The organism is Cupriavidus sp. BIS7 (assembly GCF_000292345.1).
Lineage (GTDB): Bacteria > Pseudomonadota > Gammaproteobacteria > Burkholderiales > Burkholderiaceae > Cupriavidus.
In genome coordinates this window covers 53,882-79,398 of the sequence record NZ_ALOU01000061.1, presented here as the reverse complement: position 1 = coordinate 79,398, position 25,517 = coordinate 53,882, and the positions used below count along the sequence as shown (strand labels likewise).

Genomic DNA, 25,517 nt, shown 5'->3' with positions numbered 1-25,517 from the left:
TCTGGCGCGCTGCCTTTTGCCTTTTGCCTTTTGCCTGTTGTGCGAATGCGCGCGTCTTGCTACATTCATTCCCCAGTGACCGAGACAGCGGTCACGACGTCGCTCGGACGGTTCCGGGCGCTTACGTAAGGACTCCTGCCATGACTGCCGATTCCGGCAAGCGCCGCTTTGCGCGCATCGATCGTCTCCCCCCGTACGTTTTCAATATCACCGCCGAGCTCAAGATGGCCGCCCGCCGCCGTGGCGAGGACATCATCGACATGAGCATGGGCAACCCCGATGGCGCAACGCCGCCGCATATCGTGGCCAAGCTCGTCGATGCCGCGCAGCGGCCCGATACCCATGGCTATTCGGCGTCGAAGGGGATTCCGCGCCTGCGCCGCGCTATCTCGCACTGGTACCGCGAGCGCTATGACGTGGAGATCGACCCGGACAAGGAAGCCATCGTCACGATTGGCTCGAAGGAAGGCCTTGCGCATCTGATGCTGGCCACGCTGGATCGGGGCGATACGGTGCTGGTGCCCGATCCGAGCTATCCGATCCATATCTATGGCGCGGTGATTGCCGGGGCCGATATCCGATCGGTACCGCTCACGCCGGGTATCGACTTCTTCGCCGAACTCGAGCGCGCGATTCGCGGCAGTTACCCAAAGCCGAAGATGATCGTGCTGGGCTTTCCGTCGAACCCGACGGCGGCCTGCGTGGAACTCGATTTCTTCGAACGCGTCATTGCGCTGGCCCGCAAGCACGACATTTTCGTCGTGCATGACCTGGCCTACGCCGATATCGTTTTCGACGGCTGGAAGGCGCCGTCGATCATGCAGGTGCCGGGCGCGAAGGACATCGCCGTGGAATTCTTCACGCTGTCCAAGAGCTACAACATGGCCGGCTGGCGGATCGGCTTCATGGTCGGCAACCCGGATCTTGTGGCCGCGCTGACGCGGATCAAGAGCTATCACGACTACGGCACGTTCACGCCGTTGCAGGTCGCTGCGATTGCCGCGCTCGAAGGCGATCAGCAGTGCGTGAAGGAAATTGCGGCCCAGTATCAGTCGCGCCGCGACGTGCTGGCGCGCGGCCTGATCGAGTCGGGCTGGCCGGTTGATATTCCGAAGGCATCGATGTACATCTGGGCGCGGATTCCGGAGCCCTATCGCGCGCTCGGGTCTCTGGAGTTTTCCAAGCAGCTTCTGGCCAAGGCGAAGGTTTCGGTGTCGCCAGGCATCGGGTTTGGCGACTACGGCGACGAGTATGTGCGCTTCGCCCTGATCGAGAATGAATCGCGCATCCGTCAGGCGGTACGCGGGATCAAGGCGATGTTCCGTGCCGATGGACTGGTGAAGGTGGCGGGCGGTTGATGGGTTTTGGTTTTCTCCCCTCGGCCGCACGCGGAAGAGGGGAGCCGACAATCCGCGCATTCAGGCCTTAGAAATACCCCACGAACCGTTTCATGATCGGCGATAGCGCCTCTGCCCGATGCGCCATCAGGATACGGCTGCCCGCATCCGGCCCGGCGATGGGGCGATATGCCACGCCGGGTATGCCGGTGCGCGCGTAGATCTCCGGCAGTACCGACACCCCTGCGCCGCTGGCCACCAGCCCGATAATGGTGGTGGCCTCGCGCGCTTCCTGTGCAACGTTCGGCGCAAAGCCGGAGCGGTTGCACAGTGTGGTCACATGATCGAACAGGCCGCAGCCGAGCCCACGCGGGAACAGCAGGAACCGCTCCGCAGATAGCTCGCTGATATCGATCTGCTCCTGCGTCTTCGATTTCACCAGTGGGTGGCCGAGCGGCAGCACCGCCACCAGCCGGTCCGCCAGAACCTCGCGGACTTCAATGCGCGCAGGCGGCCGGAACTGCGGCGATGGCCGCAGGAATCCGATATCGATCTCGCCATTTTCAAGCTGCTGGAGCTGCTGGCCCGTCGACATGTGGACGAGTTCGAGCTTCGCATGGCGATGTGCTTCGCGGAACGCATGCACCGCACGTGGAAACACATCCTGCATCGGCACGGACGCGGTAAATCCCACCCGGATCTCGCCCGCCTCGCCAGAGGCAACCTGCCTGACCACGTCGCGCGCCTCGTCGAGGTTGGCCAATGCCGCGCGCGCCTTGTCCAGGAATAGCTCCCCGGCGGGCGTCAGCGCCACGTGATGACGCGAGCGCTCCAGCAGCGGACTGCCCAGTTCATCCTCCAGTGCCTTGATCTGGACGCTGAGCGGCGGCTGGCTGACATGCAGCCGGCGGGCGGCCTCGCTGAAGCTCAACGCCTCGGCCACGGCCACGAAATAGCGAAGTTGACGGAAGTCCATTGATACTGATTCCAAATAACGAGACATCTGAAAACATATTGGACAGTATCACGAGCCGCACCGAGAATGTTTTGAGAAATCGATAACTCCTTGGAGACAACATGCTGCGTGGGCTTGCTCGAATTTGTGCTTCACAGGGCGGCAGGCGCCCGTTCCTGGTCTCGCTGCTGGCCGCCGGGCTGGCACTTGGTGCGCAGGCGGTCCGCGCCGAGGGGTATCCCGACCATCCGATCCGGCTGGTGGTGCCTTACGCGGCGGGCGGCGCCGTGGATATCGTGGCGCGCGCTGTGGGCCAGAGGATGAGCGTGCTACTCAAGCAGCCGATCGTGGTGGACAACCGTCCCGGTGCCAGCACCAACATCGGCATGGACCTGGTGGCCAGGGCGCCGGCCGATGGCTACACGATCATGATGGCTTCGAACAGCCTGGCGACGAACGCCGCGCTGTTCAACAAGCTCAGCTTCAACCCGGCCACCGATTTTGCGCCGGTGGCCCGCATCGGCGAGGCGTCGCTGGTAGTGGTGGTGCCGGCCAAGTCGAATATCACGTCAATGAAGGGGCTGATCGCCCAGGCAAAGGCGCAACCGGGCAAGCTTAGCTATGGCTCGGCAGGCAACGGCAGCTCGGGTCATCTGGCTGGTGAAATGCTCAAGGAATCGGCCGGGATCGACGTATTGCACGTCCCGTACAAGGGCGGTGCGCCGGCGATTACCGACCTGCTGGGCGAGCGCATCACGTTCATGCCCATCAACCCGCTCGAGGTGATCGCACATATCAAGTCCGGCACGCTGCGGCCGCTGGCGGTGGCCAGCGCCAACCGTTCTGCGCTGCTGCCCGACGTGCCGACATCGAAGGAAGAGGGCTTGCCCGGCTTCACGGCGTCCGTCTGGTGGGGTCTGGTTGCACCGGCCAAGACGCCCGCGCCGGTCGTCCGGCAATTGAACGCCGCGGCGAATGCCGCGCTGAACGATGCTGACGTACGCAAGCAACTTGGTCAGCTTGGCGTGACGATCGTATCGGGCACGCCGGAGCAGTTTGGCCAGTTCATTCGTTCGGAAACCACAACCTGGGGCGGTGTGATCCGCAAGGCCGGGATCACGGCCGACTGAGTCCTACATTTCGAAGCTTATGTCTGAACATCAAACTCCGGCTGCGAAGCCTTCCATCCTGGTGGTCAGTGCCCACGCGGCCGACTTTGTCTGGCGTGCAGGCGGCGCGATTGCCCTCTACGCCGAGCGCGGCTACCACGTGCGCATTGTCTGCCTGTCTTTTGGCGAACGCGGAGAGTCCGCAAAGATGTGGCGGCAGCCGGGTATGACGATGGACCGCGTCAAGGCGGCCCGCCGGGACGAGGCCGAGCAGGCCGCCGAGATCCTGGGCGGTACGCTCGAGTGCTTCGACCTGGGCGACTACCCGCTGCGCGTGCCCGACGAGGCGCTGTTGCGGCTGGCCGATATCTATCGCGAGATTCGTCCGGAACTGGTGTTGAGCCACTCCCGTGAGGACATCTACAACTTCGATCACCCACTGGCCACGCATGTTGCGCAGGAAGCGCGCGTCATTGCCCAGGCGCACGGCTACAAGCCGGAAGTGCCGGTGATCGGCGCCCCGCCGGTATTCCTGTTCGAGCCGCATCAGCCGGAGCAATGCAACTGGAAGCCGGACGTGCTGCTCGATATCTCGGCAGTCTGGGAGAAGAAGCAGCGTGCGTTCGCGACCATGGCGGCGCAGGAGCACCTGTGGGAGTACTACACGCGCGTCGCGCTGCAACGCGGCGCACAGGCAACGAGAAATTCCGATCGCAAGATCACCTATGGCGAGGGCTATGCCCGAGTCTTCCCGCAAGTCTCGGAGGTACTGGCATGAGAACCGTCGCTTATCGCAATATCCTGCGCGCTGACAAGGGCGACGTGGAAGCGCTTGGCACATTCGGCGTGGCCACGGTGCATGAGGCGCAGCGCCGGACGGGCCTGATGAAACCGTACCTTCGCCCAATCCAGTCGGGCTCCGCAATTTCGGGCAGCGCGGTTACGGTACTGATGCATCCCGGCGACAACTGGATGATTCATGTGGCAGTCGAGATGATTCAGCCGGGCGATATCCTCGTCGTGGGTCTGGTCAGCGACTGCACTGACGGCGTATTCGGCGATCTGCTGGCGACTTCGCTGAAGGCACGTGGCGCGCGCGGGCTGATCATCGATTGCGGCGTGCGCGACGTGGCGACGCTCAACGCTATGGGCTTCCCGGTTTGGTCCCGTGCGATCTCGGCCCAGGGGGCGGTCAAGGAGACTGTTGGCGCGGTCAACGTGCCCGTGGTCTGCGCTGGTGCGCTGGTCCGTCCGGGGGATGTAATCGTGGCCGACGATGATGGCGTGGTTGTCGTAGCGCGGCCTCAAGCTGCGGAGATTGCCCGCAAGGCCGCCGAGCGTGAGGCGCTGGAGGCCGGCAAGCGCGAGACGCTCGCCTCGGGTGTCCTGGGCCTCGATATGTACAACATGCGTCCTGGTCTGACCGAGAAGGGGCTTGTGTACCTCGACACAACCGTCGACTGGTACAGCGGCGCCAATGAGGCGTGAGGCGAGCGGCCCTCGCCCACGAATCGGCGCACGGCTGGTAGAGACGCTATCAAAATGATTCTGGCGTCGTTGCGCGGCCTTGTCGTACCAGTCGTACTGTCTGCGGCCGCGCGCCTAGCCAGAACCGCTTCGCTTCATTTTGATAGCGTCTCTTAATGAAGTGACACCGGATGGCCGCGACGGCCGATATCCAGGAACCCGGGCGTGCGCGCGGCCGCGCGGTCGAATGTCACGGTGTATTCGCAGCCCTGCGCATGGGCGGACCGATCGATCAGGCAGTCGGCGAAGCCGATGTTTCCCGAGGCGAACATCAGCAGCGCGCGATAGACGACCGGCGCGGACTCTACCACCAGTGCCCGGCTCCTGAGCAGGCGGTACATGGTCCGGATGATCTCCGGCCGTGAACGCCGGCGCTGCAGTACCCAGGCCAGTTCGAGGACGGCCGCTATCGAGACGTAGCCGCGCTTTTTGGGCGTCAGCGTTTCGACGAACTCGCTGGCGATGTGTGACTGCATGGGGTCGTCGTTAAGGATCAGCCGCGCCAGTACGCAGGTATCAAGCCCGATCATTCGCGTCCCCCTTTTCGATTGCCGGCGGCCGGGAGGCCGAAGAAGTCTGTGTTTGGCACATAAAACTCCACCTGCTGGTCACGGAAGGTCTGGGCGAGGCACCCGATCAATGGGTTGCCGGATGCACTACCAGATGGGTTGCCTTGCCCGCTGTGATCGGACATGGCTTCGGGCGCGGGCCAGTCCCCGGCGTTGACGGCGGTGGCTGGGTCCCATCCCATGCTGGTCATGAATTCTTCCATGACAGTGGCCTCGATCAACAGGTCGATCTGTCCCGGCGTCAGTGCGGGCCCGTCATGATGTATGGAGCCTTTCAAGGCGCGCAGGTGCGGGCAGGGTGCATCTGCTTTGGCATGCCCGGGGAGCCGGGTTGCGGGGTGCTCGGTGAAGTTGTTCATCGTCGGATCTCGTGTTGGAAGGTTTCAGGTTTCAGGTTTCAGGTCTCAGGTTTCGGCATCGTGATTGCCTTGATCGATACTCTGGGCCCGCAGCCTCCAACTGGAAATGAGACACGTCTGAAAATACTCGCCTCCGCTTGCAAACCGCGCCCGGGCTGGCTGTCGGAACGCTGCAATTTCCGAAACGGCTGCAGGCCACTGCGGAAATTTCCGCAGCCTGGCCGCGCGATCGACGCGCACAATGTCGACCGTCGATTTCCATCCGTCGCTTGCCATGCCAGAACCCGCCACCGACTCGTCCCTGCCGCGCGTTGTCGTCGTGGAAGACCACCCTGTTTGCCTGCTGCTGCTGGAAGACCAGCTCAAGGGCATTGGCGGATGCGAGGTGACGGCCTGTGCAAATGCCGCGGAGGCACTGGGCGCGCTGGCGCGGGCTCCTGCGGCGCTGCTGCTGACAGACATCAATCTGCCCGGCATCGACGGGCTGGCGCTGGCCCGCATGGTCCGGGCCGGCAAGGCTGGGCAGGCCAATCCGCGACTGGCCATTGTCGTGATTACAGCAACCGCCGGCCCCGAAGAGCGGCTGGCATGCGACGCCGCCGGCGTCGACATGGTGCTGGTCAAGCCCGTCAGCTTCGAGGCGCTCGGGGCGGTGGTGAGCCGCTATCTCGGCACCACGCCCCGGGGCGCAAGCTGACGCAACTACATGTTCAGGGCCCGCTTCTGCACCGCGAGAGCGGCCTCGCGCATGACCTCCGACAGCGAAGGGTGCGGGTGGCAGATCATGCCGATGTCTTCCGATGCGGCCTTGAACTCCAGCGCCGCCACGGCTTCAGAGATCAGGTCCGATGCATTGGCGGCGATGATATGCACCCCCAGCAGTTCATCGGTCTTCGCGTCGGCAATCATCTTGATGAAGCCGTCCGGGCGGCCAATGCCGAGCGCCCGTCCATTGGCCATCATCGGGAACTGCCCCGAGCGCACCTCACGCCCTTCGGCCTTCAACTGCGCCTCTGACTTGCCGACCCAGGCGATCTCCGGCTCGGTGTAGATCACCCAAGGGATGCAGTTGTAGTCGATATGCGGTTTCTGTCCGTCGATCATCTCGGCCGCCATGACGCCCTCGTCCTCGGCCTTGTGAGCGAGCATCGGGCCACGCACGACGTCGCCGATCGCGTAGATGCCTGGCGTGGATGTGCGGCACTGGTCGTCCACGGGGATGAACCCGCGCGCATCCGCTGCCAGGCCCACGGCATCGAGGCCGAGATTGTCCGTATTGGGCACCCGGCCAATCGACACGATCAGTCGATCGGCGGCCAGCTTCTGGTCCGCACCGTCCTTGTCCTTGTACGCAATGCTGACGCCCTTGGCGGTTGTTTCGATCTTGCCGATATCGACACCAAGATGGATCGTCAGCCCTTGCTTCTTGAAAAGCTTGGCGGCTTCCCTGGCCACGGCTTCGTCAAGCGCGCCCAGGAACGTCGGCAGGGCTTCCAGCAGCGTGACTTCGGAGCCCAACCGGCGCCACACCGAACCGAGTTCCAGGCCGATCACGCCGGCACCGACCACGGCGAGTTTCTTTGGGACCGAGTCGAAGGACAGCGCGCCTTCGTTATCGGACACGATCCTGTTGTCGACGGGAACGCCGGGCAGGTGACGGGCCTTGGAGCCGGTTGCGATGATGACGTTGCGCGCGGTATGCGTAGAGGGCTCGCCGCCATCGCTGGTTTCCACGGTGATCACGCCATCTGCGGCCCGGCCCTTGAACCTGCCGTGCCCCTTGATCCAGGTGACCTTGTTCTTGCGGAACAGGAACTCCACGCCGCCCGTGAACTTGTCGACGATGGCCGCCTTGCGCCCGATCATCTGCGGCAGGTCCAGCGTTACGCCCTTGACCTTCACGCCGTGATCGGCCAGTCCGTGCTTTGCCTGTTCGAAGTATTCGGACGAAGCCAGCAGTGCCTTGCTCGGGATGCAGCCGACATTCAGGCAGGTGCCACCTAGCCGCGGCTTGCCCGCTTCGTCTTTCCATTCCTCGATACAGGCCACGGTCTTGCCAAGCTGGGCCGCGCGGATGGCGGCGATATAGCCGCCCGGGCCGGAACCGATCACGATTACGTCGAAGTCGGCCTTGGCCGAGGCCGGTGCACCACCGCCGGCGGGTGAGGCTGCCGGAGCCGGGGCAGGTGCGGGTGCTGGGGTGGGAACTGGTGCCGGCGCCGGCGCTGCAGCGGAAGCCGCGGGTGCTGACGCGGCCTTGCCTTCGGTATCGACCAGCGCGATCACGTCATCGGTATGGACGGTCGCGCCGTCCGGCTGCACGATGCTGGCCAGCACGCCGTCAGCCGGACTCGGCACCTCCAGCGTGACCTTGTCCGTTTCCAGTTCGACCAGGATTTCGTCGCGTGCAACGGTCTCGCCGGCTTTCTTCTTCCACTGCATCAGGGTGGCCTCCGAGACGGACTCGGAGAGCTGGGGCACTTTCACTTCGATCGTGGCCATGACGTTTCCTTCCCGGGAGATTTCCTGTGACGAAAACTCCCAGTCTAGGAGAGCATGCGCACGATGCCAGTCGTGCATTGCACAACGTTGCGGCCCACTCATCGACCGTCATCGGCCCATCACCGGCCCGTCTGCACCGTGCGGCCATTCAGCGCCTGCGTCGGCCGTGCATTCATCGGGTACAGCTTCTTGAACGCATCGAGCTGGCGGCTGGAGATCGTCATTGGCGTTTTCATCACTATCCAGTGCACCTCCTCGCTGCATGGCGGCGTAGTCAGCGAACCCTCGAACATGTAGCTGGCGTGATTCTCCGGGATGATCTCGCCCGCGTTGATCTTCCCGTCCAGCGGACGCTTGTCTCCGGCCTTGGCCGGCAGGTTGGCGAAGACGGGCTGCAATGTGCGGTTTTCCTTGCCAAGATCGAATAGCACCGCGATCACCGCGAGCTTGCCGTCTGCACTTCGGTGTACGAGGTGCGCAACCATCGCGTGAGGCTTGCCGTTGATTTTCTCCTCGCTCGGCGTGTGGAAGTGGAACTGCACGAGCTTGTATTCCACGCCATCGACGGTGATCGAGCCGCCGTCTTCGGGGTCCACCTGGATGGAATGGCCCGTGTTGCTGACCTGCGCACTCGCCCCGTTGTAGGCGAGCTTGATGGGTTCGGAATCCGCCGCCTTTATCTTGCTGGTTTCGATATCGATCGGCGACTGGAGCCTGCCCAGTTTGCACGTGGCGTATTCCTTTTCCAGGTCGCCCCAGTGCTTCGCACCGGCGTGGCCTTCATAGGTCCAGTGGGCGCCTTCGTCTGCGTATGAAACGCATGGCAGGGCGATAAGCAACGACACGCCGAATGCTGCAACAACAGGGATCTTTTTCATCACATTCTCGCAGGTGAAATTCGATCGGGAATGAGCGCCAATGGGCACCGGCCTTGAACGTCACTGGATGGCCGGGACGAAACCTACATTAGACGATAGATGCCCACGCAGGGTAGCGTCCGGCTGCCTAAGCTATAGAAACAGCAACAAGAAGAACTGGGAGGCCGCCATGGCACCAGATTCGAACGCGCTAGTCCGCCGCGTGGCGTCGGCCATTCTCCTTCCGTGGTGCGCTGCCTGCGCATATCCGGAACTCCACTCCCAAACCTGTCTTTCCGGCATCGACGTGTACGAGGACATCGCGGATGGCGGCAGCGCCAGCCGGGTCACGTTCTCGGGTTCGGACAGCGGGCACGCCGGGCCGTGCAATGGGGGTGATACCGGCCGGGGTGGCTTCTGGATTGCAAGCTTCGACCGCGCCGCGCCCCCTGTTTCCCCTGCCGGACCGGAATCCGAAGCCACTTCCGGCGCCGTGGTGGAAGCCGCTGTGGTGGGTGGCGAATGGCACTGGTGGCAGGCCGATGGCACCCTGCAGAGTGGCGATGTGACCGGCGGTCAGGTGATTCGCCCGATCGACCAGGCCCATAGCATCGGTAGCTGCGGCAACGGCGTTGCGCTGATCAGCGTCACGCTCTCGGTGCATCAACAGTACCGCGGCAGCGGTACCTTCGAAGGGTGCCTGGACGACTCGCATGTGGACCCGACGATGCCGTGGATTGTCCATCCGCCATCGATCCGGGGCAGCCTGATCATGAACTCGCCATAGCTTCCAGTCGCACTCGGTAGTGACGATTACTGATTGCGAAGCGAAGATCAACTAACATTGAGAACGTGGCATCACCGTCCAGGCGGCGGACACTACGCGCGAGTCGGGACGATGTGGCCTCATCGGTACTTTTCCTCTTATTCCGCTCCAGGAGGTTGCTTATGAATCGACGCCACTTTGTTTCCCGGATTGCCGGGTCAGGACTGCTCGTGGCAACGGCATTTGCTGCGGGCTGCACGACTACGGGCACGGGCGCCAAATCCGATACGGCAGCAAAGAAGCAGGAGATCGATGCGGGTGTCGATGGCGCACTCAACCGGTTGTATTCGTCGGTCAACGGATCGCGTGAGCTGGGACAGAAGGCGCAGGGCATTCTGGTGTTTCCGCGCGTGATTGCGGCCGGCTTCATTGTTGGCGGCGAGTACGGCGAGGGGTCGTTACGGTCACATGGAGCCACCGTCGGCTACTACAGCACGGCGCATGGTTCTTTCGGCCTGACTGCCGGCGGGCAGTCGAAGTCCGAGATCATCATGTTCATGACACCGGAGGCCTATCAGAAATTCCTATCGAGCGCCGGATGGACGGCGGGTGCCGATGCGAACGTGGCGGTTGCCAAGGTTGGCGCCAATGGTCAGTTGGACACGCTTACCAGCCAGCAACCGGTGATCGCCTTTGTTCAGGCCAACGCGGGCCTGATGGTTGATGTCTCGCTGAACGGCGCGAAGATCACCAAGCTCAATCTCTGAGGCGGGTCTGGCTGATGCAAAGCAGGTACGGGAACGGGCCATTGGCCCGTTCCGCGTTATCTGTGCAGCTTTATGAGAATCAGGCGAGCGTCCCCCGATGGTTCCACCGCTCAATCAATGGAATGCTCGCGCCATGCCACGGCGGCGCACACGAGCTGAACCAGGCCGCCGCACAGCATCGCCATCCTCAGGCCCGGCGCTCCGCCGCCGCGCGCCGCGTATGTCGCACCGAGGATGGCCACGCCGAGAGTCGCCCCGCTCATGCGGGCCACATTGACGAGCGCGGACGCGGTGCCCGAGCGTTCCGGCCCAACCGCGCCCACGGCTGTATTCATCAGCGGCCCGGTGGCAAGGCCCATGCCGAGCCCGGTGAGTGCCAATCCGATGGCGGTCGGCACGATGGACGCATCGCCAGAAAATCCACTCAGCGTCAGCAGACCCAGCGCAATGATGGCCACGCCGCCGGCCGTCGCCAGCCGCGTGCCAAAGCGGCGTGTCACGGCACCCGAGGTGGGCGACACCGCCATGAAGACCACCGCCATCGGCATCAGCGCGATGCCCGCACCTGTCAGGCTGAAGCGACCAGTGCTCTGCCACATCAACGGCAACAGGAAGAGCGCGCCGTACATGCCGAACGTCATGCCCGTCGTGGCGACGATGGCGCCACGGAAATCACGGATGCGGAACAGATCCAGCGGCACCAGCGCCGCGCTGCCGTGACGCGCTTCAACACCGATAAACCACGCAAGCGCAACCAGCGCCACGGCCAGCATGCCCACTGCCACGCCCGGTGCGTGCTGCGCTTCAATGGCGGCAAACGCCAGCCCGCCCAGCGAGATGGCACCGAGCACCTGCGCCAATGCATCGAAACGGCGATGCGTGGCATCCGATGACTCCGGCACCACGCGCATCGCCAGCACCACGATGGCCACGCTGATCGGTACCACCACCCAGAACACGGCACGCCAGCCGAAATGCGTGACGAGCAAGCCGCCAACGGTTGGGCCGATCGCCATGGCCAGACCGTTGCACGCGGCCCAGACGCCCAGTGCGTGTCCGCGTTCGACCGGGTCACGCCACACCACCCGCAAGATCGCCAACGAAGCCGGCAGCAGCAACGACGCACCCAGGCCAGCCAGTGCCCGCGCGCCGATCAGCCAGCCGATCGACGGCGCCATCGCGCACAGTACCGATGCCAGCGAGAACACCACGGCGCCAGACTTGAATGCGCGCCGCCGACCATAGAGATCGGCCAGCAAACCGCCCGTGAGCAGCAGCGTGGCGTAGGCGAGGTTGTACGCGTCGATCACCCACTGCAGCGGCCCCACGCCCGCATGAAAGAACAGGCCGATCTGGCGCACGGCCAGATTGACCACGGCGGTATCGATCTGCGCAACCAGCACGGCCATCGACAATACGCACAGCACCAGCCGTTTGCGTGGCACCGTGCCGGCGTGCGCGTGTTGCAGTATCAATCCATCCATCTTCGGACTCCCTGGAAGCGATGAACCGAGCGTAGTGCTGGCACTGCATTCGACGTTTCGATGCGTGTCGAAACATCGCGGCACGTGTGTCCCTAGAATGGGATCAACTCGAGGAGTCCGATATGTCGTATCTGACTAACTTTTCCGGCACGGCCTTCCTGATTGCCGACCCGGCGCGTGCGGCCATGCTCACTACGCTTCTTGACGGGCGCGCGCTACCGGCAGGTGAACTTGCGCATGCCGCCGGCGTCACTGCGCAGACAGCCAGCACGCATCTGGCCAAGCTGCTGGATGGAGGGTTGCTGGCGGTGGAAACGGAGGGGCGGCACCGGTACTTCCGGCTGGCGGGCGCGCATGTCGCGCAGGCGCTGGAGCATCTGGCCGCAATCTCGCCGGCAGCGGCCGTACGCCGGACGACTCCCAGCCCCAAGGCGCGCGAGCTGGGCTTCTGCCGCTGCTGCTATGACCACCTTGCCGGGCAGGTTGGCGTGGCTGTCACGCAGGCGCTGCAAGCGCACGGCTATTTGCTGCCGCTGCCAGACAGGCAATACGAAGTCACAGCGGCAGGCGTGCTCTGGTTTGGCGACATGGGGCTCGACATCCGCGGTATTCGCCCAACGCGGCGCGGGCTGGCCCGGCAATGCCTGGACTGGACCGAACGCACGCATCATCTGGCAGGGCCGCTGGGTGTGCAGTTCCTGCGGCGCCTGTGCGATGCGGGTTGGATGCTGCGCTCGCGCAATTCACGCGCGGTGCTGGTCACGCCCAACGGCTGGCGGGAGTTGAACCAGCGCCTGGGCGTGAATGAAGCAGGCGTGCGCAGCGAGGCCGAACACCGGTCGGGGTGATCCGCGCGCGAAGCGGTGCCGTATGTGCGTCGTCAGGGTTTGGCCGGCGGCGAATCGGCGGCGCCGCGCGCGGTGGCGGGGCCGGGCGCTACATCGTCGCCTGCGACGATCGGCATACGCGGTGGTGGTGGCGTGGCAGAAGTATCACGGGGCGGGTCCGCACAGCCAGCCAGCGTTGCAGAGAGCACGATTGCAAGGGCACCTGATGTGAGGAGGCCGGTCAGTACTGCACCGGATCTACGGCGCGGAGCATGATGCATGGACGCCTCCAGTGGGATGGAAATCGCTCATTCAGCTTAGGCGCTGGCCATTGCGCTGACGAGGAAAACGTACGCCATTCGGATGCAGGCAACAAGTCATCCAAATAGCCGACCCTTTGCGGCAACCACTTGACGGCAATGCCATGGCGGTTACCGGGATTGCAAATACGCTGCAACCGCTTGAGCCTGTTCGGCGTTGAGTTGATGTGCCACCGCGCTCATCACCGGGGCATTGCCTCTGGCGCCGCTCCTGAACAGTTCGATCTGACGCAACAGGTACGGTTCGTGCTGCCCGGCCAGCCGCGGAAACGCGCCATTACCCTGGGCCTGTGCCCCATGGCAAGTGGCGCAGGCAGGTACGCCATTGTCGGGAACGCCTTGTTCGAAGACGACCCGACCTCTGGCCACGAGACCCGCATCGCCTGTCCGGCCAGGTGCGGCGGTCTGGCTCGCGTAATAGTCTCCGAGGGCGCGAACGGTATCGTCATCAAGCTGCGAAGCAATTCCCCACATGTAGGCGCGTGCATCAGTTTCGCCGCGTGCATGTTCGCGGAAACCCTTGAGCTGCGCCTGGATGTACTCGGAAGTTTGCCCGTCAAGACGCGGGAACATCGGCGATTCGCTGTGACCATGTACGCCATGGCAGGCGACGCATAGCTGGGCAGCAAGCTTTGCTCCGTCTGCGGCAGTCGCAGACAGAATCGTCAGCGCCGCAGCCGACAGGGCAAGCAAGATATTTCTGAGCACGCGGGCGACGAAGAACTTGGTCATGGCTGCCTCAGGGTAATCAGCAAGCGGCGGATGGCACGCACTGGCTCGGTCGATCAGAACGCGAACCAGGCCAGCAGATACACGGTGTTATTGTCCATGGCGTTTCTGCCATTGCCATCGTAATTGGTATGCGCGCCATTGAATTTCATGAACCATGTGTACTGCAGCGCGAGTTTGACCTGAGGGTGCGGCAGGTAATCCAGCTCGAAGATCATTCCACGAGAGTCGGGGTATCCATTGGCGCTACCGGTGACGGGTACTGGTGCGTATAGCCCCGCGTCGGCATTCCCGGTTGTAGAGAAATAGCCCACCGTCGCACCATACTTGCGCTCGTACATGTAGGACGCCTTGGCTTTGAACGTGGTGAGATGGTCGGTGGGATTGGCCGGCGTCGGGCCCGCGCCAATGCCGCCGCTGGGAAAGCTGGCGCGCCAGTTCTGTTTCTCGTAGATCCACGCAGCTTGAGCAGTAAAGGCGTGCGGCAAGGTGAGGTACTGATACTGGGCATCAAGCGCATAGTCGCTGAAGCGATCGGTCGGTGTGCCGGGTATGGTGTTATCCGGAAGCCGATCGGCGATCAGCCCAAAAGTCCCCAGCATGAGGGAATGTGCTCCCCATTCCTGGTTGTACGCGATCCGCCAGTACGGATTCGCGCCACTCAGTCGTGCTACGCCACCGGGCGTATTGATGTCCTGGCCCGTGCGGAATACGGAGAATGCTCCATCTGCGGTACGGTAGAGACCGAATTCCGCATAGATCTTGCGCTGCCAGAAGACATATGCCCCTAAGCCAGCAACCTGCTGCGCAAGGCCGCCATCAATGAGCGTACTCGCGGCGGGCGTCACGGAAACGCTGCTCGACGCAAAAGGAAAACCAAAGGCTGGAGTGGTGTTCCATACATCCGATACGGTGGGGTTGTTGTTGACGGTTACCCCGTAGATAAAGTCGACATCGTTTTCCGTCATGTGCCACGCGGCGCGGATGTCGGTATTGTCGAGCGCGGCATGGTGGGCAATGCCGTCGTAAGTCCATTGGGCAAACACGCCTACGTGATCGACGATTTTGCCGGCCAGGAATACGCTGGCCTGCTGCAATGCAACATCGTCATTGCGAACAAAGTCAAAATTGGCCTGGTCGACCGTTCTGGACGATGTTCTGGATACCTGCACCATTGCGGACAAGGGGATGGTGCGGTTGTTCGACAAGGTGTACCCGGTCAGCTTGAAGAAGCGACCGAACGGGGTCAATTCGGGGAAATTCACGTGACAGGCCACGCAGGCCATGCCTGTCTGCCGGGCGAAGGCGGGAACGGCGATGCTTGTCGGCGCGAACGTCGCAGCCAGAAGGGCAATAGCTAAACGAAAAGCGACCGAACACCTCGCGCTAGCGTTCATCTTGCACCTCGCCGTATTGTTGTCAGGCTCGCTTCGAGCATCGAGTATAGAAAGCGGCAAGTCGATGAAAAGGTAGCTTGTTGATTTCAGCTTGCGTTAAATCAAAGCATGTGTTCTGTGTCCTTGTTTTGTTTTTCCAGGATTCGCGGATGCGGCTGCGTGTGCATACGCTGCGAAACGCGAGCACGCTGCCGTGACATGGATCAAACTCTCGTCAGGCTAGACAACTACCTTGACTGATGAGGGCCACGTGGGCGAAGGCCCGTCCCGGGCTCTGAACCGCCACTCGATTCCGCCACTCGATTGCTGATTGCCGGGAGGACGCCATGTCCGAAGCTCCTGCCTTGTCTGACGCGCGGTCCGGCCGCGCCGCCCCGACCGGCTGGCGCGCGTTGTTCCCGCCGGCCCAATGGTTGCCGGCCTATCAGCGTGGCTGGTTGCGGCGCGACATCGTAGCCGGCGTCACGCTTGCCGCATACGGCATTCCGGTATCGCTGGCGTACGCATCGCTTGCCGGGCTGCCTGCCCAGTACGGCGTTTATTGCTACCTGGTTGGCGGGTTCTTCTACGCGCTGTTCGGTTCGTCGCGCCAGCTTGCCATCGGGCCGACGTCTGCCATCTCGATGCTGGTTGGTGTCACGGTGGCGGACATGGCCGCCGGAGACCCCGGCCGCTGGGCGTCGATCGCCGCCTTGACGGCGCTGCTGGTGGCGGTCATGTGCATCGGCGCGTGGCTGCTGCGGCTCAGTTCGCTGGTCAATTTCATCAGTGAGACCATCCTGCTAGGGTTCAAGGCAGGCGCAGCCCTGACGATCGCGCTGACCCAGTTGCCGAAGCTGTTCGGCGTCAAAGGCGGGGGCGAGTTCTTTTTCGAGCGTATTTCCATACTCGCGGGGCAGATACCGCAGACCAACCTCGCCGTGCTGGCGTTCGGACTCGTCGCGATCGGCATGCTGCTGCTTGGGGAGAAATTCCTTCCCGGCCGTCCGGTGGCATTGGCTGTTGTCGTGATTTCGACTGTCCTGCTGTCGGTCACGTCATTGCCGGAGCTTGGCTTCAAGGTGGTTGGTGCATTGCCGCAAGGGCTGCCCGCTTTCCGCCTGCCAGCCCTGCGTCCGCGCGACGTGGACGGGGTGGTTCCGCTGGCGTTCGCCTGCATGCTGCTGTCGTATGTGGAGAGTGTCTCGGCAGCGCGCGCGTTAGCCCAGTCACATGGATACGAGATCGATGCGCGTCAGGAACTGCTCGGCCTGGGCGTTGCCAACCTCTCGGCCGGCCTGTTCCAGGCCTACCCGGTTGCCGGGGGATTGTCGCAGTCGTCGGTCAATGACAAGGCCGGTGCGCGCACCCCGCTTGCGCTGGTCTTCGCTTCCATCACCATCGGGCTGTGCCTGATGTTCCTGACCGGCTTGCTGACCAACCTGCCCAATGTGGTGCTGGCCGCCATCGTCCTGGTGGCGGTAAAGGGCCTGATCGATATCGGCGAGCTACGTCATGTCTGGCGCGTCAGCCGTTTCGAGTTCGCAATCACGATGGCGGCATTCGCGGCCGTCCTGCTGCTCGGCATCCTGAAGGGCGTGATCGTGGCGGTGCTGGTTTCGATGCTGCTGCTGATTCGCCGGGCAGCCCGGCCGCACCTTGCATTTCTCGGCCGCATTCCCGGCACGCGGCTGTTCTCCGATATCGAACGCAACCCCGATAACGAGCCGACGCCAGGTGTGCTGATCTTCCGCCCGGAAGCCGCGCTGCTTTACTTCAATGTCGAACACGTCAAAAGCGGCTTCTGGGAAAGGCTTCGCGCATGCCAGGAGCCCATCCGGCTGGTTATCTGCGACTTGTCAAACTCTCCGGCGATGGATCTTGCGGGCGTGCGCATGCTGGCAACGATGCATGATGCACTGCGAGCGTCCGGCACCGCGCTGCAGGTGGTTGGCGCGCACGCGGAAGTCCGGGACGTCTTGCGGGCAGAGGGCCTGGACAAGCTCGTTGGCCATCTTGACCGTCGCACGACGATTGCCGATGCGGTTGACGACTTTCACGCCGCTGCGCCTGCTGATCCTCCGTTGGAGCCGTTGCACGCGGGCGATGTTTGAATCGAGGACGCTGAAATGAACAAGCCTGAAAAATTGAAGATGGCCGCCGGTAGCGCGCAGGAGGCCACCGGCTTCATGAGCGCCGACGAGCGCGCGGCAGCGGGGCGTGCGCTGCGCGATAACACGCCGCGCACGGCGCAGGCCGGATGGAAGCCGCCGGCAGACCGCAGGGACCCTCTCGACATCCTGATTGAGTCGAACGAGGGCCGGATCGAGCAACTGGTTCCGATCCGCTTCGGGCGGATGTCCGCTTCGCCGTTTGCGTTCTATCGCGGGGCCGCAGCGATCATGGCAGCGGATCTTGGCGATACACCCACATCCGGCATCAGGGTGCAGGCATGCGGTGACGCACATCTGATGAACTTCGGCGGGTTCGCAACGCCGGAGCGCAATGTGATCTTCGACATCAACGACCTTGACGAAACGTTGCCGGCTCCCTTCGAGTGGGACGTCAAGCGATTGGCGGCAAGCGTGGCGATTGCGGCGGAGCATCTTGCGCTGCCGAAGAGCGACGCGGCGCGCGCCGTTACCGACCTGGTTCGCCACTACCGCGAACGGATGTTCGACTATGGCTGGATGCGCGCACTGGATGTCTGGTACGACCGGATCGACCTGCAGAAGTATGAGGATCGAAGCGGTGACCCGGACACTGTGGCGCTGGCCCGCAAGCGGCTGGCGGAACGGATCGAGGCCGAGCGGCGCAAATCGGTGCCTGATCACATGTATCCGAAGCTCGTGTCGGAGGAGGGGGCGAAACCACGAATCAAGGACGAACCGCCGTTGATCTTTCATCCGGACGAAGACATGGCACCGGGGATTTCCTCGGGCTTCTCCGAAGCCATCGACGGCTATCGGGAAAGCTTGCCCGATCACATATGGATGCTGTTCAATCGCTTCCGCTACTTTGACATGGCCTTCAAGGTCGTGGGGGTAGGAAGCGTGGGGACCAGGTGTGGTGTCGCCCTGTTCATGGCCGCCGACAACGATCCGCTATTCCTGCAGATCAAGGAGGCACGGGCCTCCGTGCTGGAACCGTACGCTGGCAGAAGCGAGTATCCAAATCACGGCCAGCGGGTGATAGCAGGGCAGCGGCTGATGCAGGCCGCCAGCGACCTGTTCCTGGGATGGACTCGCGGCGAGAACGGCCGGGACTTCTATATCCGCCAGCTACGCGACATGAAGCTGTCGGCCATTATCGAGGACTGGGATGCCAACATGCTCAGGCATTACGGCCGAATGTGCGCGCAAGCGCTGGCTCGTGCCCACGCACGCTCTGGCGACGCGGCCATGATTGCCGGCTACATGGGCTCCGGCCAGACGTTCGAAGACGCCATCTGCGAGTTCGCGACCGAGTATTGCTCGCAGAACCGCAGCGACTATCGGGCTTTCATCGCGGCGATCCGCGAGGGCCGCATCCAGGCGCAGGTGGAAGTGCCGTAAGTACGATGACCGCGGTCTGAGGTTTCACGGCCGGCTGACTCATGCCAGTACGGGTCCTGGCCGCTGAGCATCAGTCGGCCTGCTCAGCAAGCTGCGGCCAGACCAGGCGTTCGAATTCGCCGGGTGGAACTGGCATCGAATAGAGAAAGCCCTGAGCAAAATCGCAACCGACAGCCTTGAGAAAATCGCGTTGCTCGGTGGTCTCAACCCCCTCTGCAATGACCTGGATGCCGAGCTTGTGCGCAAGGACGACCATTGCCTCGCACAGCGCCTGGTTGTCTTCGTCGAAGCTGAGGTTGTGGACGAAGGATCGATCGATCTTCAGGTAGTCGATGTCGAATCGCTTGAGATAGGCGAGCGACGAGTAACCTGTTCCGAAGTCATCTATCGAAATCCCCATGCCGCTGCGGCGGAAGGTCAGCAGTTTCTCGTCAATCTTCGATTCCGCCTGCAATAGCAGCCCTTCGGTGATTTCCACCACGACGCTTTGCCCCGGCATGCCTTCGTGTGCGAGGAAGTCGGACCAGCGCGCGCACAGCAGGCTGTCTTGACGAATCTGCACTGGAGACATGTTGACACTGATCTGGAAAGACGGATGGAACTGGTCTCGCCATTGCCGGGCCTGTTGCACGGCTTGCCTGAACACCCAGTCGCCGATTGGAACGATGAGGCCCGTGTCCTCGGCAAGAGAAATGAATTCGAGCGGGCTGATGGTGCCGCGCTCAGGGTGCAGCCAGCGGATCAGCGCCTCGGCCTTGCAGATCTCGCCGGTCGCCAGGTCGACGATGGGCTGGTAGCAGAGCTGAAACTGCTTGCCGGGCAGGGCGACGCGCAGGTCGTTGGTGAGCCGCAGGCGCCTTTCGGTTTCCACCTGCATATCGGGCGTGAAGTAGCTGAAGCGATTGCGCCCGGCGTTCTTGGCCGCATACATCGCCTGATCGACGTTCTTGAACAGCACGTCGAGATCGCTGGCGTCGTCCGGGTAAAAGGTGACGCCAACGCTGGCGGAAACGAAGGCTTCGTCCGCGCCGAGCCTGAAAGGCTCGGCCAGTTTGCCGATGATGGTCTTCGCGATCCGCTCGACGCTTTCCGTGTCGCCCAGGCCCGGCAAGATGACGGTGAACTCGTCGCCGCCAAGACGGGCAACCGTATCGGATTGGCGCACGCACGAAACGATGCGCTTGCCGGCTTCGATCAGGAGGATATCCCCCATGTCGTGCCCCAGCGAATCGTTGACTTCCTTGAAGCGGTCCAGGTCGATCAGCATCAACGCAATGCGCTGCCCGAACAGGTCCGGTTGCCCGGCTTCCTGCGCCAGGCGTTGATGGAACATCTGGCGATTCGGCAAGCCGGTCAGCGCGTCGAAGTTGGCCTGTTTCCAGATGGTTGCCTCGAACGCCATCCGGTCGGAGAGATCGCGGCCAACGGCCAGCACGGAGTTCACGTTGCCGGATCGGTCGATCTCCGGTGTGATGCGGATGTGCGAGCATTGGTCCTGCCCGTCCTTCCCGGCCCATCTCAACTCGAATTGCGCGCTTTTCCCGCTGGCAATGACTTCGCTGATGATCTTTTCGTAGATCAGTGCGTTGGGACCGCCGGGGAGTTCCGAGGGCCGCTTGCCGAGCACTTCGGCGAGACCGCACCCCGCCAGCGCACAGAACGCGGGATTGGCGTATATGCGGCGATACGAGCGGTCGTAGCGGGCAATGGTATCGGGAGAGTTCTCGATCAACGTGCGGGACTCCCGCTCCCGCTCGATGAGTTCGGCCGTTCGGTCGACGACGGTTTGTTCGAGCGAGGCGTTGATCTCGTTGATCTTCAGGATCTTCTGCGTGATCGCTTCGCGCATTCTTTCGAAGCGTTGCGAGAGCCTGCCCAGTTCGTCCTGCGCGCTGGCCGTGGCTGTCGCATGGACCGTTTCGTCAACCTGGGCGCCGGCATCGTCGCCGGTATCGTGCACCTTGCGTACCAGTTCCCTTAACGGCGCGGAAATACTGTGGGATATGAAGTACGCAAGGAAGATCGACAGCAGGAAACCCGAAATGCCGACCAGCACGATCTGGTTTCGCACCGCCTGCGCCTCTACCGTCAGCTTCTTTTCCGCAATCGTGCTGACCACGAACCAGCTCGTTCCGGGGACTCTCACGTACGCGGCCAGGTAGCGTCCACCACGTTTCCCGGCGAACGCCACGAAGCTTCGCGCCTCGCCTGGCGCCGCGTTGTGCGAGATGTTCTCGATGAGGTCGGATTCGGGGATCGCGTCGGTGCTGGCGGCGTCGGCACGGATGATCACCTTGCCGCCGCTTGCATCGAGAATGTAGATCTGCGTGCCGCTGCCCGTGGCGACGTCGTTGAATATCGTCGAGAAGAATGCGGGACGAACGATCAGAACCAGATTGCCGAGATGATCGTTGTTGCTTTTGTCGACAATGGTGCGCACCATCCCGAGGTTCTGTTGTCCGACGCCGTTGTCGTAACTGCCCCAGTAAGTGCGTTCGTGCGTGTCCTGGGCCCGCCTGACCAGACTCGTCACGCCCTGGGTCAATTGCGTAAACGCCTGCGTGTCCAGAATCCGGTTGTTCTTGTCGAGCAGGTATTTCTGGTTGATGAAATCAACCGCGCCGTAATGATCAAGCAGTAGCCGCGCCATGTCCTGACGCGCTTCACTTTGCACCTTGGCGCTACCGCCCGCGGCCCTCGCAAGCGCCCCTTGAACCCGATCGGAGAGCACCAGCAGGTTGCTTTCCGTCTCGATCTGCTGCATGCGCAACCCGATGTTTCTGGAGACCTGCTTGACCACCTCCTTCGAGAATATCTCGGCGTTCTCCCTGATCGCCTCGACCGACTTCACATAGGAGATGCAACCCGAGATGAACGTCGGCAGCAAAGCCAGCAGAATGGAGGCGGCAATCAGCCGGTAGCGAATCTCGACACGGCGAAGCAGGTCCTGCGAGAGGTAGTCGAACGCGCGGCGCAGCAATCCTGGAGTCGGGTTCATTTGTAGTGCATCTTCGCGTCGTTCTTGACCGATTCGTCGAGGCGCTTCGCTGCCTCCCGGGGCGTGAGCTTCTTGAGAAGTACGTCCTGCATCAACCCATGCAGCGACTCGAGCGTGTTCGAAGGCAGCGTTGAATAGTACGGGCTGGCGGTTACCGAATAGCGACTGACCGCTTTCGCGTAGTCGACAATTTCCGGGTTGACGACCGCTCCGCCGTCCGGCTGGAACGGGGAGATGTTGTGGCGCTTGCGCTGCAGAATCGGGAAGCCCTTGCCGGCGATGAATTCCAGGAAGCGCAGTGCAGCCGCCTTGTTGGGCGTCTCGCAGACGGCAAAGCCCGTTTCGCTGCCCAGTACGGGCACCACCGTCTCGCCTCGCGCATTCCATGGCGGGATGAATACGCCGACCGGAAAGCGATTGCCGTGCAGCAGAAGGCCGGCCGCCCAGCTACCCTGGAACGCCATCGCCACCTTGCCTTCCTTGAAAAGGCGCATGCCATCGTCGTAGCCGGTTGACATGAACGACGGCTGGACGTAGCCGCGGTCGGGCAGCAGCGCCATCTTGGCGAAGATATCGGCCACCTCGGGCGTATCGAGATCCAGCGTGCCCTCGGCCATCTTTCTTTTCCAGTCCGGCTCATGCGCCACCACGTTGTTGGCGAACCCCGAGATGAACGGGCCGTTTCCAAGCATGTTCGGGAAACCGCCGTTCAACATGATGGGCGTGAATCCCGCACGTTTCAGCTGGGCGCAAACGTGCAGGAACTCGTCGAAATTGGCCGGCAGCTTCTCGATCCCCGCTTTGGCGAACATATCGCGGTTGTAGTAGATCATCGTCGTTGCGACACCGCCCGATATGCCGAACGCCGTGCCGCGGCGGCTGCTCCAGTCCTGCTTGAGCGGGGCAAGCATGCTCTTCCACGCGGCTGTCTGGCTGACGCTGGTGAGGACACCCTGATCGGCCAGTTGGGCCGAGTAGGCGTTAGGGTTAACGCTCACGAGATCGGGCAACGTCCCGGCCGCCACGCGGGGCTTGATGTTCTCCTCGACCGAGTTGCCGATCATGAACTGAACGTCCACGTGCACATCGGGATTGAGCTTGCTGAACTCGGCAGCGATCTGCAGCATCTGCTCGGGCCAGTCAGGTGCCCATATCAGCGCGGAAATGCTGGTTCGGTGCGGCACGGCCGTACTGGCGCCAGACGCGTCTTGCTGGTGGCAACCACACAGAAGTTGCAAACCGATCAGGCCGGATAGCAGCCAGGCAAACTGGATTCGTCGCACAACAGACTCGCTTTCGGATTCGGGATGGGCCGGTCGGGAACGCAATTGAGCCACATCTGCTTATCGGCGGCGAGTATGAATCCTTTAGCTGTCGCGGCGTGCCAACGGGCTGTTGGCCGTCGCAACCGCAAGACACCGGGGTGTCGTTGGGCAACCGTGCGGCGGCCGGTAGCGCTGTTGTTCGATCAAAGACCTTGCCGGTCTCTCAGCCATGCGCAGGTTCGGCGTAGTCCTCCGGTTGCGTACTGTCCGCCCGTTGGCTGAGGTGGAATGCATGCACCAGCGCGCTCACCACCAGCGCCACGGCCAGGTTCAGGATCAGTGAATATAGCGCCGCATACCCGGGCACCGTCAACGCCGCGAAATGCAGTGGATAGACCGACGACGTGAAGGCCGTTGTCCCCGCCATCCAGGTGCCGACCGAGATCCCGGCTGCCCAGCCGAGCAACAGGCCGCGATAGTCGAACCAGCGCGTGTACAGCCCCAGCACGATCGCCGGCAAGGTCTGGATGATCCAGATTCCGCCCAGCAACTGCAACTGGATCGCATACTTCAGCGGCAGGAATACCACAAACGCCAGTGCACCAACCTTGACTACCAGCGATACGCGCTTGGCAATGCTGGTTTCCGTTTCATTTGTCACTTTCGGGTTGATGTACTCACGATGCACGTTGCGCGTATACAGGTTGGCCGCTGCGATTGACATGATTGCCGCCGGCACAAGCGCGCCAATTGCTATACCCGCGAACGCCACCCCGACGAACCATGACGGGAATGAATCCAGGAACAGTGCGGGCACCGCGAAGTTTGTCCCATACTCCTTGAAATACGACGCATATTGCGGCATGTCCTTTACGCCCGCGGCCAACGCCATATACCCAAGCAGCGCGATAAAGCCAAGCAGCAGCGAATAGGCTGGCAGCAGCGCCATGTTGCGCCGGATCGTGTTGCCGCTGCTGGAACTGAGCAGCGCGGTGATCGAATGCGGGTACAGGAAGAGCGCAAATGCCGATCCTAGCGCGAGGGTCGCGTACGCGCTGTATGCCCCGAGCGAACCGCCCTCTGGCGCCTTGAGCAGCAGCTTGTCAGCCGGCACCGCTGCGAAGATATGCGCCATGCCGCCGAGCTTCGCCGGAATGATGGCCAGCGCGACGATGATCGTCAGGTAGATCAGCGTGTCCTTGACGATGGCGATCATCGCCGGCGCGCGCAGGCCGCTCGTGTAGGTATACGCTGCCAGGATTACGAACGCGATAATCAGCGGAATGTCGCCTGCAAAGCCAGTCGTGCGAAATCCCAAGGCACCAATGACCACCTGGATCCCTACCAGTTGCAGCGCAATGTACGGCATCGTCGCCACGATCCCGGTTATCGCGATGACCAGCGCCAGCAGCCCGCTGCCATAGCGTGCATTGACGAAGTCCGCGGCCGTGACGTAGCCATGCTTATGTGCCACGCGCCACAGCTTCGGGAACACCATGAACGCGAACGGATAGATGATGATCGTATAGGGCAGGGCGAAGAAGCCCAGTGCGCCCGCGCCGAAGATCAACGCCGGTACCGCAATGAACGTATAGGCGGTGTACAGGTCGCCGCCAAGCAGGAACCAGGTCACGATGGTGCCGAACCGGCGCCCGGCAAGCCCCCATTCGTCCAGGCGCGAAAGGTCGCCGCGCCGCCAGTGTGCGGCTACGAACCCCATCACCGTGACAAGTCCGAAGAAGAAGATGAAGACGACAGTGGCGGTCCAGTTCATGATTGGCCTCCGTTCGTCTCATCGCCCGGCGCGGTCTTGAGGTAGACCCAGGCAGTCAGCACCGCCGTGATCAATACCCAGACCAACTGGTACCAGTAGAAGAATGGAAAGCCAAGCCAGGACGGCTCGGTCCGGTTGTAGAACGGCACCCACAGGACCGCGATGAATGGAATGACCAACAACCACAGCCAATGCTTGCCGCGAGACGACGCTTCGGTATGCATACCTGCCTCCGCATGACATTCGTTTCACGAGGAAGCGGTTTCGCGGAGCAGGTCTCCTGCAGGCCATGCCAGGGCAGTGGCCGATAGTCGTCAGGGATGACGTAGACGTGTGCGACGTCCGGCGGCACCGGTCACGCGCAAAACCAAGCGTGTGACGAGGCCGCACTGCGCCGCGAAAACACTTCTTGTAAAGTCAATATATGTCAGCCGGCACAAAT

At 62.6% G+C, this 25,517-nt stretch carries 22 protein-coding genes and 1 pseudogene; 10 read left to right on the top strand and 13 right to left on the bottom strand.

Annotated elements, in window-relative coordinates; all coding sequences use genetic code 11:
* Positions 1 to 140: 140 nt before the first annotated feature.
* Positions 141 to 1,358 carry an alanine transaminase gene (gene alaC / locus B552_RS0120620; RefSeq protein WP_019450955.1) on the top strand — a complete coding sequence of 406 codons (1,218 nt, stop codon included), beginning with the start codon at positions 141 to 143 and terminating at the stop codon, positions 1,356 to 1,358.
* Positions 1,359 to 1,425: 67 nt separating this feature from the next.
* Here the strand turns inward: alaC and B552_RS0120615 are convergent, their stop codons facing one another.
* Positions 1,426 to 2,313, bottom strand: coding sequence for a LysR substrate-binding domain-containing protein (locus B552_RS0120615; RefSeq protein WP_019450954.1), 888 nt, complete (start codon positions 2,311 to 2,313; stop codon positions 1,426 to 1,428).
* A gap of 101 nt (positions 2,314 to 2,414) precedes the next feature.
* Between B552_RS0120615 and B552_RS0120610 the strand changes: the two genes are divergently transcribed.
* From B552_RS0120610 to B552_RS0120600, 3 genes are read left to right on the top strand one after another with little or no spacing between them, the layout of a single operon-like run.
* The gene (locus B552_RS0120610; RefSeq protein WP_019450953.1) at positions 2,415 to 3,422 is read left to right on the top strand and encodes a tripartite tricarboxylate transporter substrate binding protein; all 1,008 of its coding nucleotides are present in this window, start codon (positions 2,415 to 2,417) and stop codon (positions 3,420 to 3,422) included.
* A 19-nt stretch (positions 3,423 to 3,441) separates the two neighbouring features.
* The gene (locus tag B552_RS0120605; RefSeq protein WP_019450952.1) at positions 3,442 to 4,179 is read left to right on the top strand and encodes a PIG-L deacetylase family protein; all 738 of its coding nucleotides are present in this window, start codon (positions 3,442 to 3,444) and stop codon (positions 4,177 to 4,179) included.
* Positions 4,176 to 4,889, top strand: coding sequence for a 4-carboxy-4-hydroxy-2-oxoadipate aldolase/oxaloacetate decarboxylase (locus B552_RS0120600; protein WP_019450951.1), 714 nt, complete (start codon positions 4,176 to 4,178; stop codon positions 4,887 to 4,889). The genes B552_RS0120605 and B552_RS0120600 overlap by 4 nt, the downstream gene beginning before the upstream one ends.
* A 152-nt stretch (positions 4,890 to 5,041) precedes the next feature.
* On the opposite strand, the gene B552_RS0120595 is transcribed toward B552_RS0120600, so the two are convergent.
* The gene (locus B552_RS0120595; protein ID WP_019450950.1) at positions 5,042 to 5,458 is read right to left on the bottom strand and encodes a type II toxin-antitoxin system VapC family toxin; all 417 of its coding nucleotides are present in this window, start codon (positions 5,456 to 5,458) and stop codon (positions 5,042 to 5,044) included.
* Positions 5,455 to 5,856 (bottom strand): hypothetical protein, encoded by a 402-nt coding sequence (locus tag B552_RS0120590; RefSeq protein WP_019450949.1) that lies wholly within the window; start codon positions 5,854 to 5,856, stop codon positions 5,455 to 5,457. Before B552_RS0120590 ends, B552_RS0120595 begins: the two co-directional genes overlap by 4 nt.
* A gap of 241 nt (positions 5,857 to 6,097) precedes the next feature.
* Here B552_RS0120590 and B552_RS0120585 point away from each other — a divergent pair, with 241 nt between their 5' ends.
* Positions 6,098 to 6,553: a response regulator gene (locus tag B552_RS0120585; protein WP_019450948.1), complete on the top strand. Its 456-nt coding sequence runs from the start codon at positions 6,098 to 6,100 to the stop codon at positions 6,551 to 6,553.
* Positions 6,554 to 6,558: 5 nt separating this feature from the next.
* On the opposite strand, the gene lpdA is transcribed toward B552_RS0120585, so the two are convergent.
* The 3 genes and pseudogenes from lpdA to B552_RS0120575 form a co-directional block, all read right to left on the bottom strand.
* Positions 6,559 to 7,971: a dihydrolipoyl dehydrogenase gene (gene lpdA / locus B552_RS0120580; RefSeq protein ID WP_026035877.1), complete on the bottom strand. Its 1,413-nt coding sequence runs from the start codon at positions 7,969 to 7,971 to the stop codon at positions 6,559 to 6,561.
* Positions 7,972 to 8,145: 174 nt separating this feature from the next.
* Positions 8,146 to 8,358, bottom strand: a pseudogene (locus B552_RS29400) (biotin/lipoyl-containing protein); the annotation flags it as partial.
* Positions 8,359 to 8,477: 119 nt separating this feature from the next.
* Positions 8,478 to 9,236, bottom strand: coding sequence for a carbonic anhydrase family protein (locus tag B552_RS0120575; RefSeq protein WP_019450946.1), 759 nt, complete (start codon positions 9,234 to 9,236; stop codon positions 8,478 to 8,480).
* Positions 9,237 to 9,405: 169 nt separating this feature from the next.
* Between B552_RS0120575 and B552_RS0120570 the strand changes: the two genes are divergently transcribed.
* Together B552_RS0120570 and B552_RS0120565 are read left to right on the top strand one after the other, a co-directional pair.
* The gene (locus B552_RS0120570; protein ID WP_019450945.1) at positions 9,406 to 10,002 is read left to right on the top strand and encodes a hypothetical protein; all 597 of its coding nucleotides are present in this window, start codon (positions 9,406 to 9,408) and stop codon (positions 10,000 to 10,002) included.
* A 161-nt stretch (positions 10,003 to 10,163) separates the two neighbouring features.
* Positions 10,164 to 10,748: a YSC84-related protein gene (locus tag B552_RS0120565; RefSeq protein WP_019450944.1), complete on the top strand. Its 585-nt coding sequence runs from the start codon at positions 10,164 to 10,166 to the stop codon at positions 10,746 to 10,748.
* Between the two features lie 110 nt (positions 10,749 to 10,858).
* Here B552_RS0120565 and B552_RS0120560 read toward each other — a convergent pair whose 3' ends face one another.
* Entirely contained in the window at positions 10,859 to 12,232 is a 1,374-nt protein-coding gene (locus B552_RS0120560) for an MFS transporter (protein WP_019450943.1), read from the bottom strand.
* A 122-nt stretch (positions 12,233 to 12,354) separates the two neighbouring features.
* On the opposite strand from B552_RS0120560, the gene B552_RS0120555 reads away from it, so the two are divergent.
* Positions 12,355 to 13,080 carry a winged helix-turn-helix domain-containing protein gene (locus B552_RS0120555; protein ID WP_019450942.1) on the top strand — a complete coding sequence of 242 codons (726 nt, stop codon included), beginning with the start codon at positions 12,355 to 12,357 and terminating at the stop codon, positions 13,078 to 13,080.
* Positions 13,081 to 13,490: 410 nt separating this feature from the next.
* Here B552_RS0120555 and B552_RS0120550 read toward each other — a convergent pair whose 3' ends face one another.
* Both B552_RS0120550 and B552_RS0120545 read right to left on the bottom strand, forming a co-directional pair.
* Positions 13,491 to 14,111 (bottom strand): c-type cytochrome, encoded by a 621-nt coding sequence (locus B552_RS0120550; RefSeq protein WP_019450941.1) that lies wholly within the window; start codon positions 14,109 to 14,111, stop codon positions 13,491 to 13,493.
* A 53-nt stretch (positions 14,112 to 14,164) separates the two neighbouring features.
* The gene (locus tag B552_RS0120545) at positions 14,165 to 15,394 is read right to left on the bottom strand and encodes a hypothetical protein (RefSeq protein WP_019450940.1); all 1,230 of its coding nucleotides are present in this window, start codon (positions 15,392 to 15,394) and stop codon (positions 14,165 to 14,167) included.
* 437 nt (positions 15,395 to 15,831) lie between these two features.
* On the opposite strand from B552_RS0120545, the gene B552_RS0120540 reads away from it, so the two are divergent.
* Positions 15,832 to 17,598 (top strand): SulP family inorganic anion transporter, encoded by a 1,767-nt coding sequence (locus B552_RS0120540; protein WP_019450939.1) that lies wholly within the window; start codon positions 15,832 to 15,834, stop codon positions 17,596 to 17,598.
* A gap of 15 nt (positions 17,599 to 17,613) precedes the next feature.
* Positions 17,614 to 19,038 carry a DUF2252 domain-containing protein gene (locus tag B552_RS0120535; RefSeq protein ID WP_019450938.1) on the top strand — a complete coding sequence of 475 codons (1,425 nt, stop codon included), beginning with the start codon at positions 17,614 to 17,616 and terminating at the stop codon, positions 19,036 to 19,038.
* A gap of 70 nt (positions 19,039 to 19,108) precedes the next feature.
* Here the strand turns inward: B552_RS0120535 and B552_RS0120530 are convergent, their stop codons facing one another.
* From B552_RS0120530 to B552_RS0120515, 4 genes are all read right to left on the bottom strand, one after another.
* Positions 19,109 to 22,036 carry an EAL domain-containing protein gene (locus tag B552_RS0120530; protein WP_026035875.1) on the bottom strand — a complete coding sequence of 976 codons (2,928 nt, stop codon included), beginning with the start codon at positions 22,034 to 22,036 and terminating at the stop codon, positions 19,109 to 19,111.
* Positions 22,033 to 23,319, bottom strand: a complete 1,287-nt coding sequence (locus tag B552_RS0120525; protein WP_019450936.1) for an extracellular solute-binding protein — start codon at positions 23,317 to 23,319, stop codon at positions 22,033 to 22,035. The genes B552_RS0120530 and B552_RS0120525 overlap by 4 nt, the downstream gene beginning before the upstream one ends.
* A gap of 205 nt (positions 23,320 to 23,524) precedes the next feature.
* Positions 23,525 to 25,075: a sodium:solute symporter gene (locus B552_RS0120520; protein WP_019450935.1), complete on the bottom strand. Its 1,551-nt coding sequence runs from the start codon at positions 25,073 to 25,075 to the stop codon at positions 23,525 to 23,527.
* Entirely contained in the window at positions 25,072 to 25,299 is a 228-nt protein-coding gene (locus B552_RS0120515) for a DUF3311 domain-containing protein (protein ID WP_019450934.1), read from the bottom strand. The genes B552_RS0120520 and B552_RS0120515 overlap by 4 nt, the downstream gene beginning before the upstream one ends.
* Between the last annotated feature and the right edge of the window lie 218 nt (positions 25,300 to 25,517).

Coding starts and splice junctions, on each gene's coding strand:
- alaC (WP_019450955.1), top strand. CDS start 141: ATGACTGCCGATTCCGGCAAGCGCCGCTTTGCGCGCATCGATCGTCTC.
- B552_RS0120615 (WP_019450954.1), bottom strand. CDS start 2,313: ATGGACTTCCGTCAACTTCGCTATTTCGTGGCCGTGGCCGAGGCGTTG.
- B552_RS0120610 (WP_019450953.1), top strand. CDS start 2,415: ATGCTGCGTGGGCTTGCTCGAATTTGTGCTTCACAGGGCGGCAGGCGC.
- B552_RS0120605 (WP_019450952.1), top strand. CDS start 3,442: ATGTCTGAACATCAAACTCCGGCTGCGAAGCCTTCCATCCTGGTGGTC.
- B552_RS0120600 (WP_019450951.1), top strand. CDS start 4,176: ATGAGAACCGTCGCTTATCGCAATATCCTGCGCGCTGACAAGGGCGAC.
- B552_RS0120595 (WP_019450950.1), bottom strand. CDS start 5,458: ATGATCGGGCTTGATACCTGCGTACTGGCGCGGCTGATCCTTAACGAC.
- B552_RS0120590 (WP_019450949.1), bottom strand. CDS start 5,856: ATGAACAACTTCACCGAGCACCCCGCAACCCGGCTCCCCGGGCATGCC.
- B552_RS0120585 (WP_019450948.1), top strand. CDS start 6,098: ATGTCGACCGTCGATTTCCATCCGTCGCTTGCCATGCCAGAACCCGCC.
- B552_RS0120575 (WP_019450946.1), bottom strand. CDS start 9,236: ATGAAAAAGATCCCTGTTGTTGCAGCATTCGGCGTGTCGTTGCTTATC.
- B552_RS0120570 (WP_019450945.1), top strand. CDS start 9,406: ATGGCACCAGATTCGAACGCGCTAGTCCGCCGCGTGGCGTCGGCCATT.
- B552_RS0120565 (WP_019450944.1), top strand. CDS start 10,164: ATGAATCGACGCCACTTTGTTTCCCGGATTGCCGGGTCAGGACTGCTC.
- B552_RS0120560 (WP_019450943.1), bottom strand. CDS start 12,232: ATGGATGGATTGATACTGCAACACGCGCACGCCGGCACGGTGCCACGC.
- B552_RS0120555 (WP_019450942.1), top strand. CDS start 12,355: ATGTCGTATCTGACTAACTTTTCCGGCACGGCCTTCCTGATTGCCGAC.
- B552_RS0120550 (WP_019450941.1), bottom strand. CDS start 14,111: ATGACCAAGTTCTTCGTCGCCCGCGTGCTCAGAAATATCTTGCTTGCC.
- B552_RS0120545 (WP_019450940.1), bottom strand. CDS start 15,394: ATGGCCTGCGTGGCCTGTCACGTGAATTTCCCCGAATTGACCCCGTTC.
- B552_RS0120540 (WP_019450939.1), top strand. CDS start 15,832: ATGTCCGAAGCTCCTGCCTTGTCTGACGCGCGGTCCGGCCGCGCCGCC.
- B552_RS0120535 (WP_019450938.1), top strand. CDS start 17,614: ATGAACAAGCCTGAAAAATTGAAGATGGCCGCCGGTAGCGCGCAGGAG.
- B552_RS0120530 (WP_026035875.1), bottom strand. CDS start 22,036: ATGAACCCGACTCCAGGATTGCTGCGCCGCGCGTTCGACTACCTCTCG.
- B552_RS0120520 (WP_019450935.1), bottom strand. CDS start 25,075: ATGAACTGGACCGCCACTGTCGTCTTCATCTTCTTCTTCGGACTTGTC.
- B552_RS0120515 (WP_019450934.1), bottom strand. CDS start 25,299: ATGCATACCGAAGCGTCGTCTCGCGGCAAGCATTGGCTGTGGTTGTTG.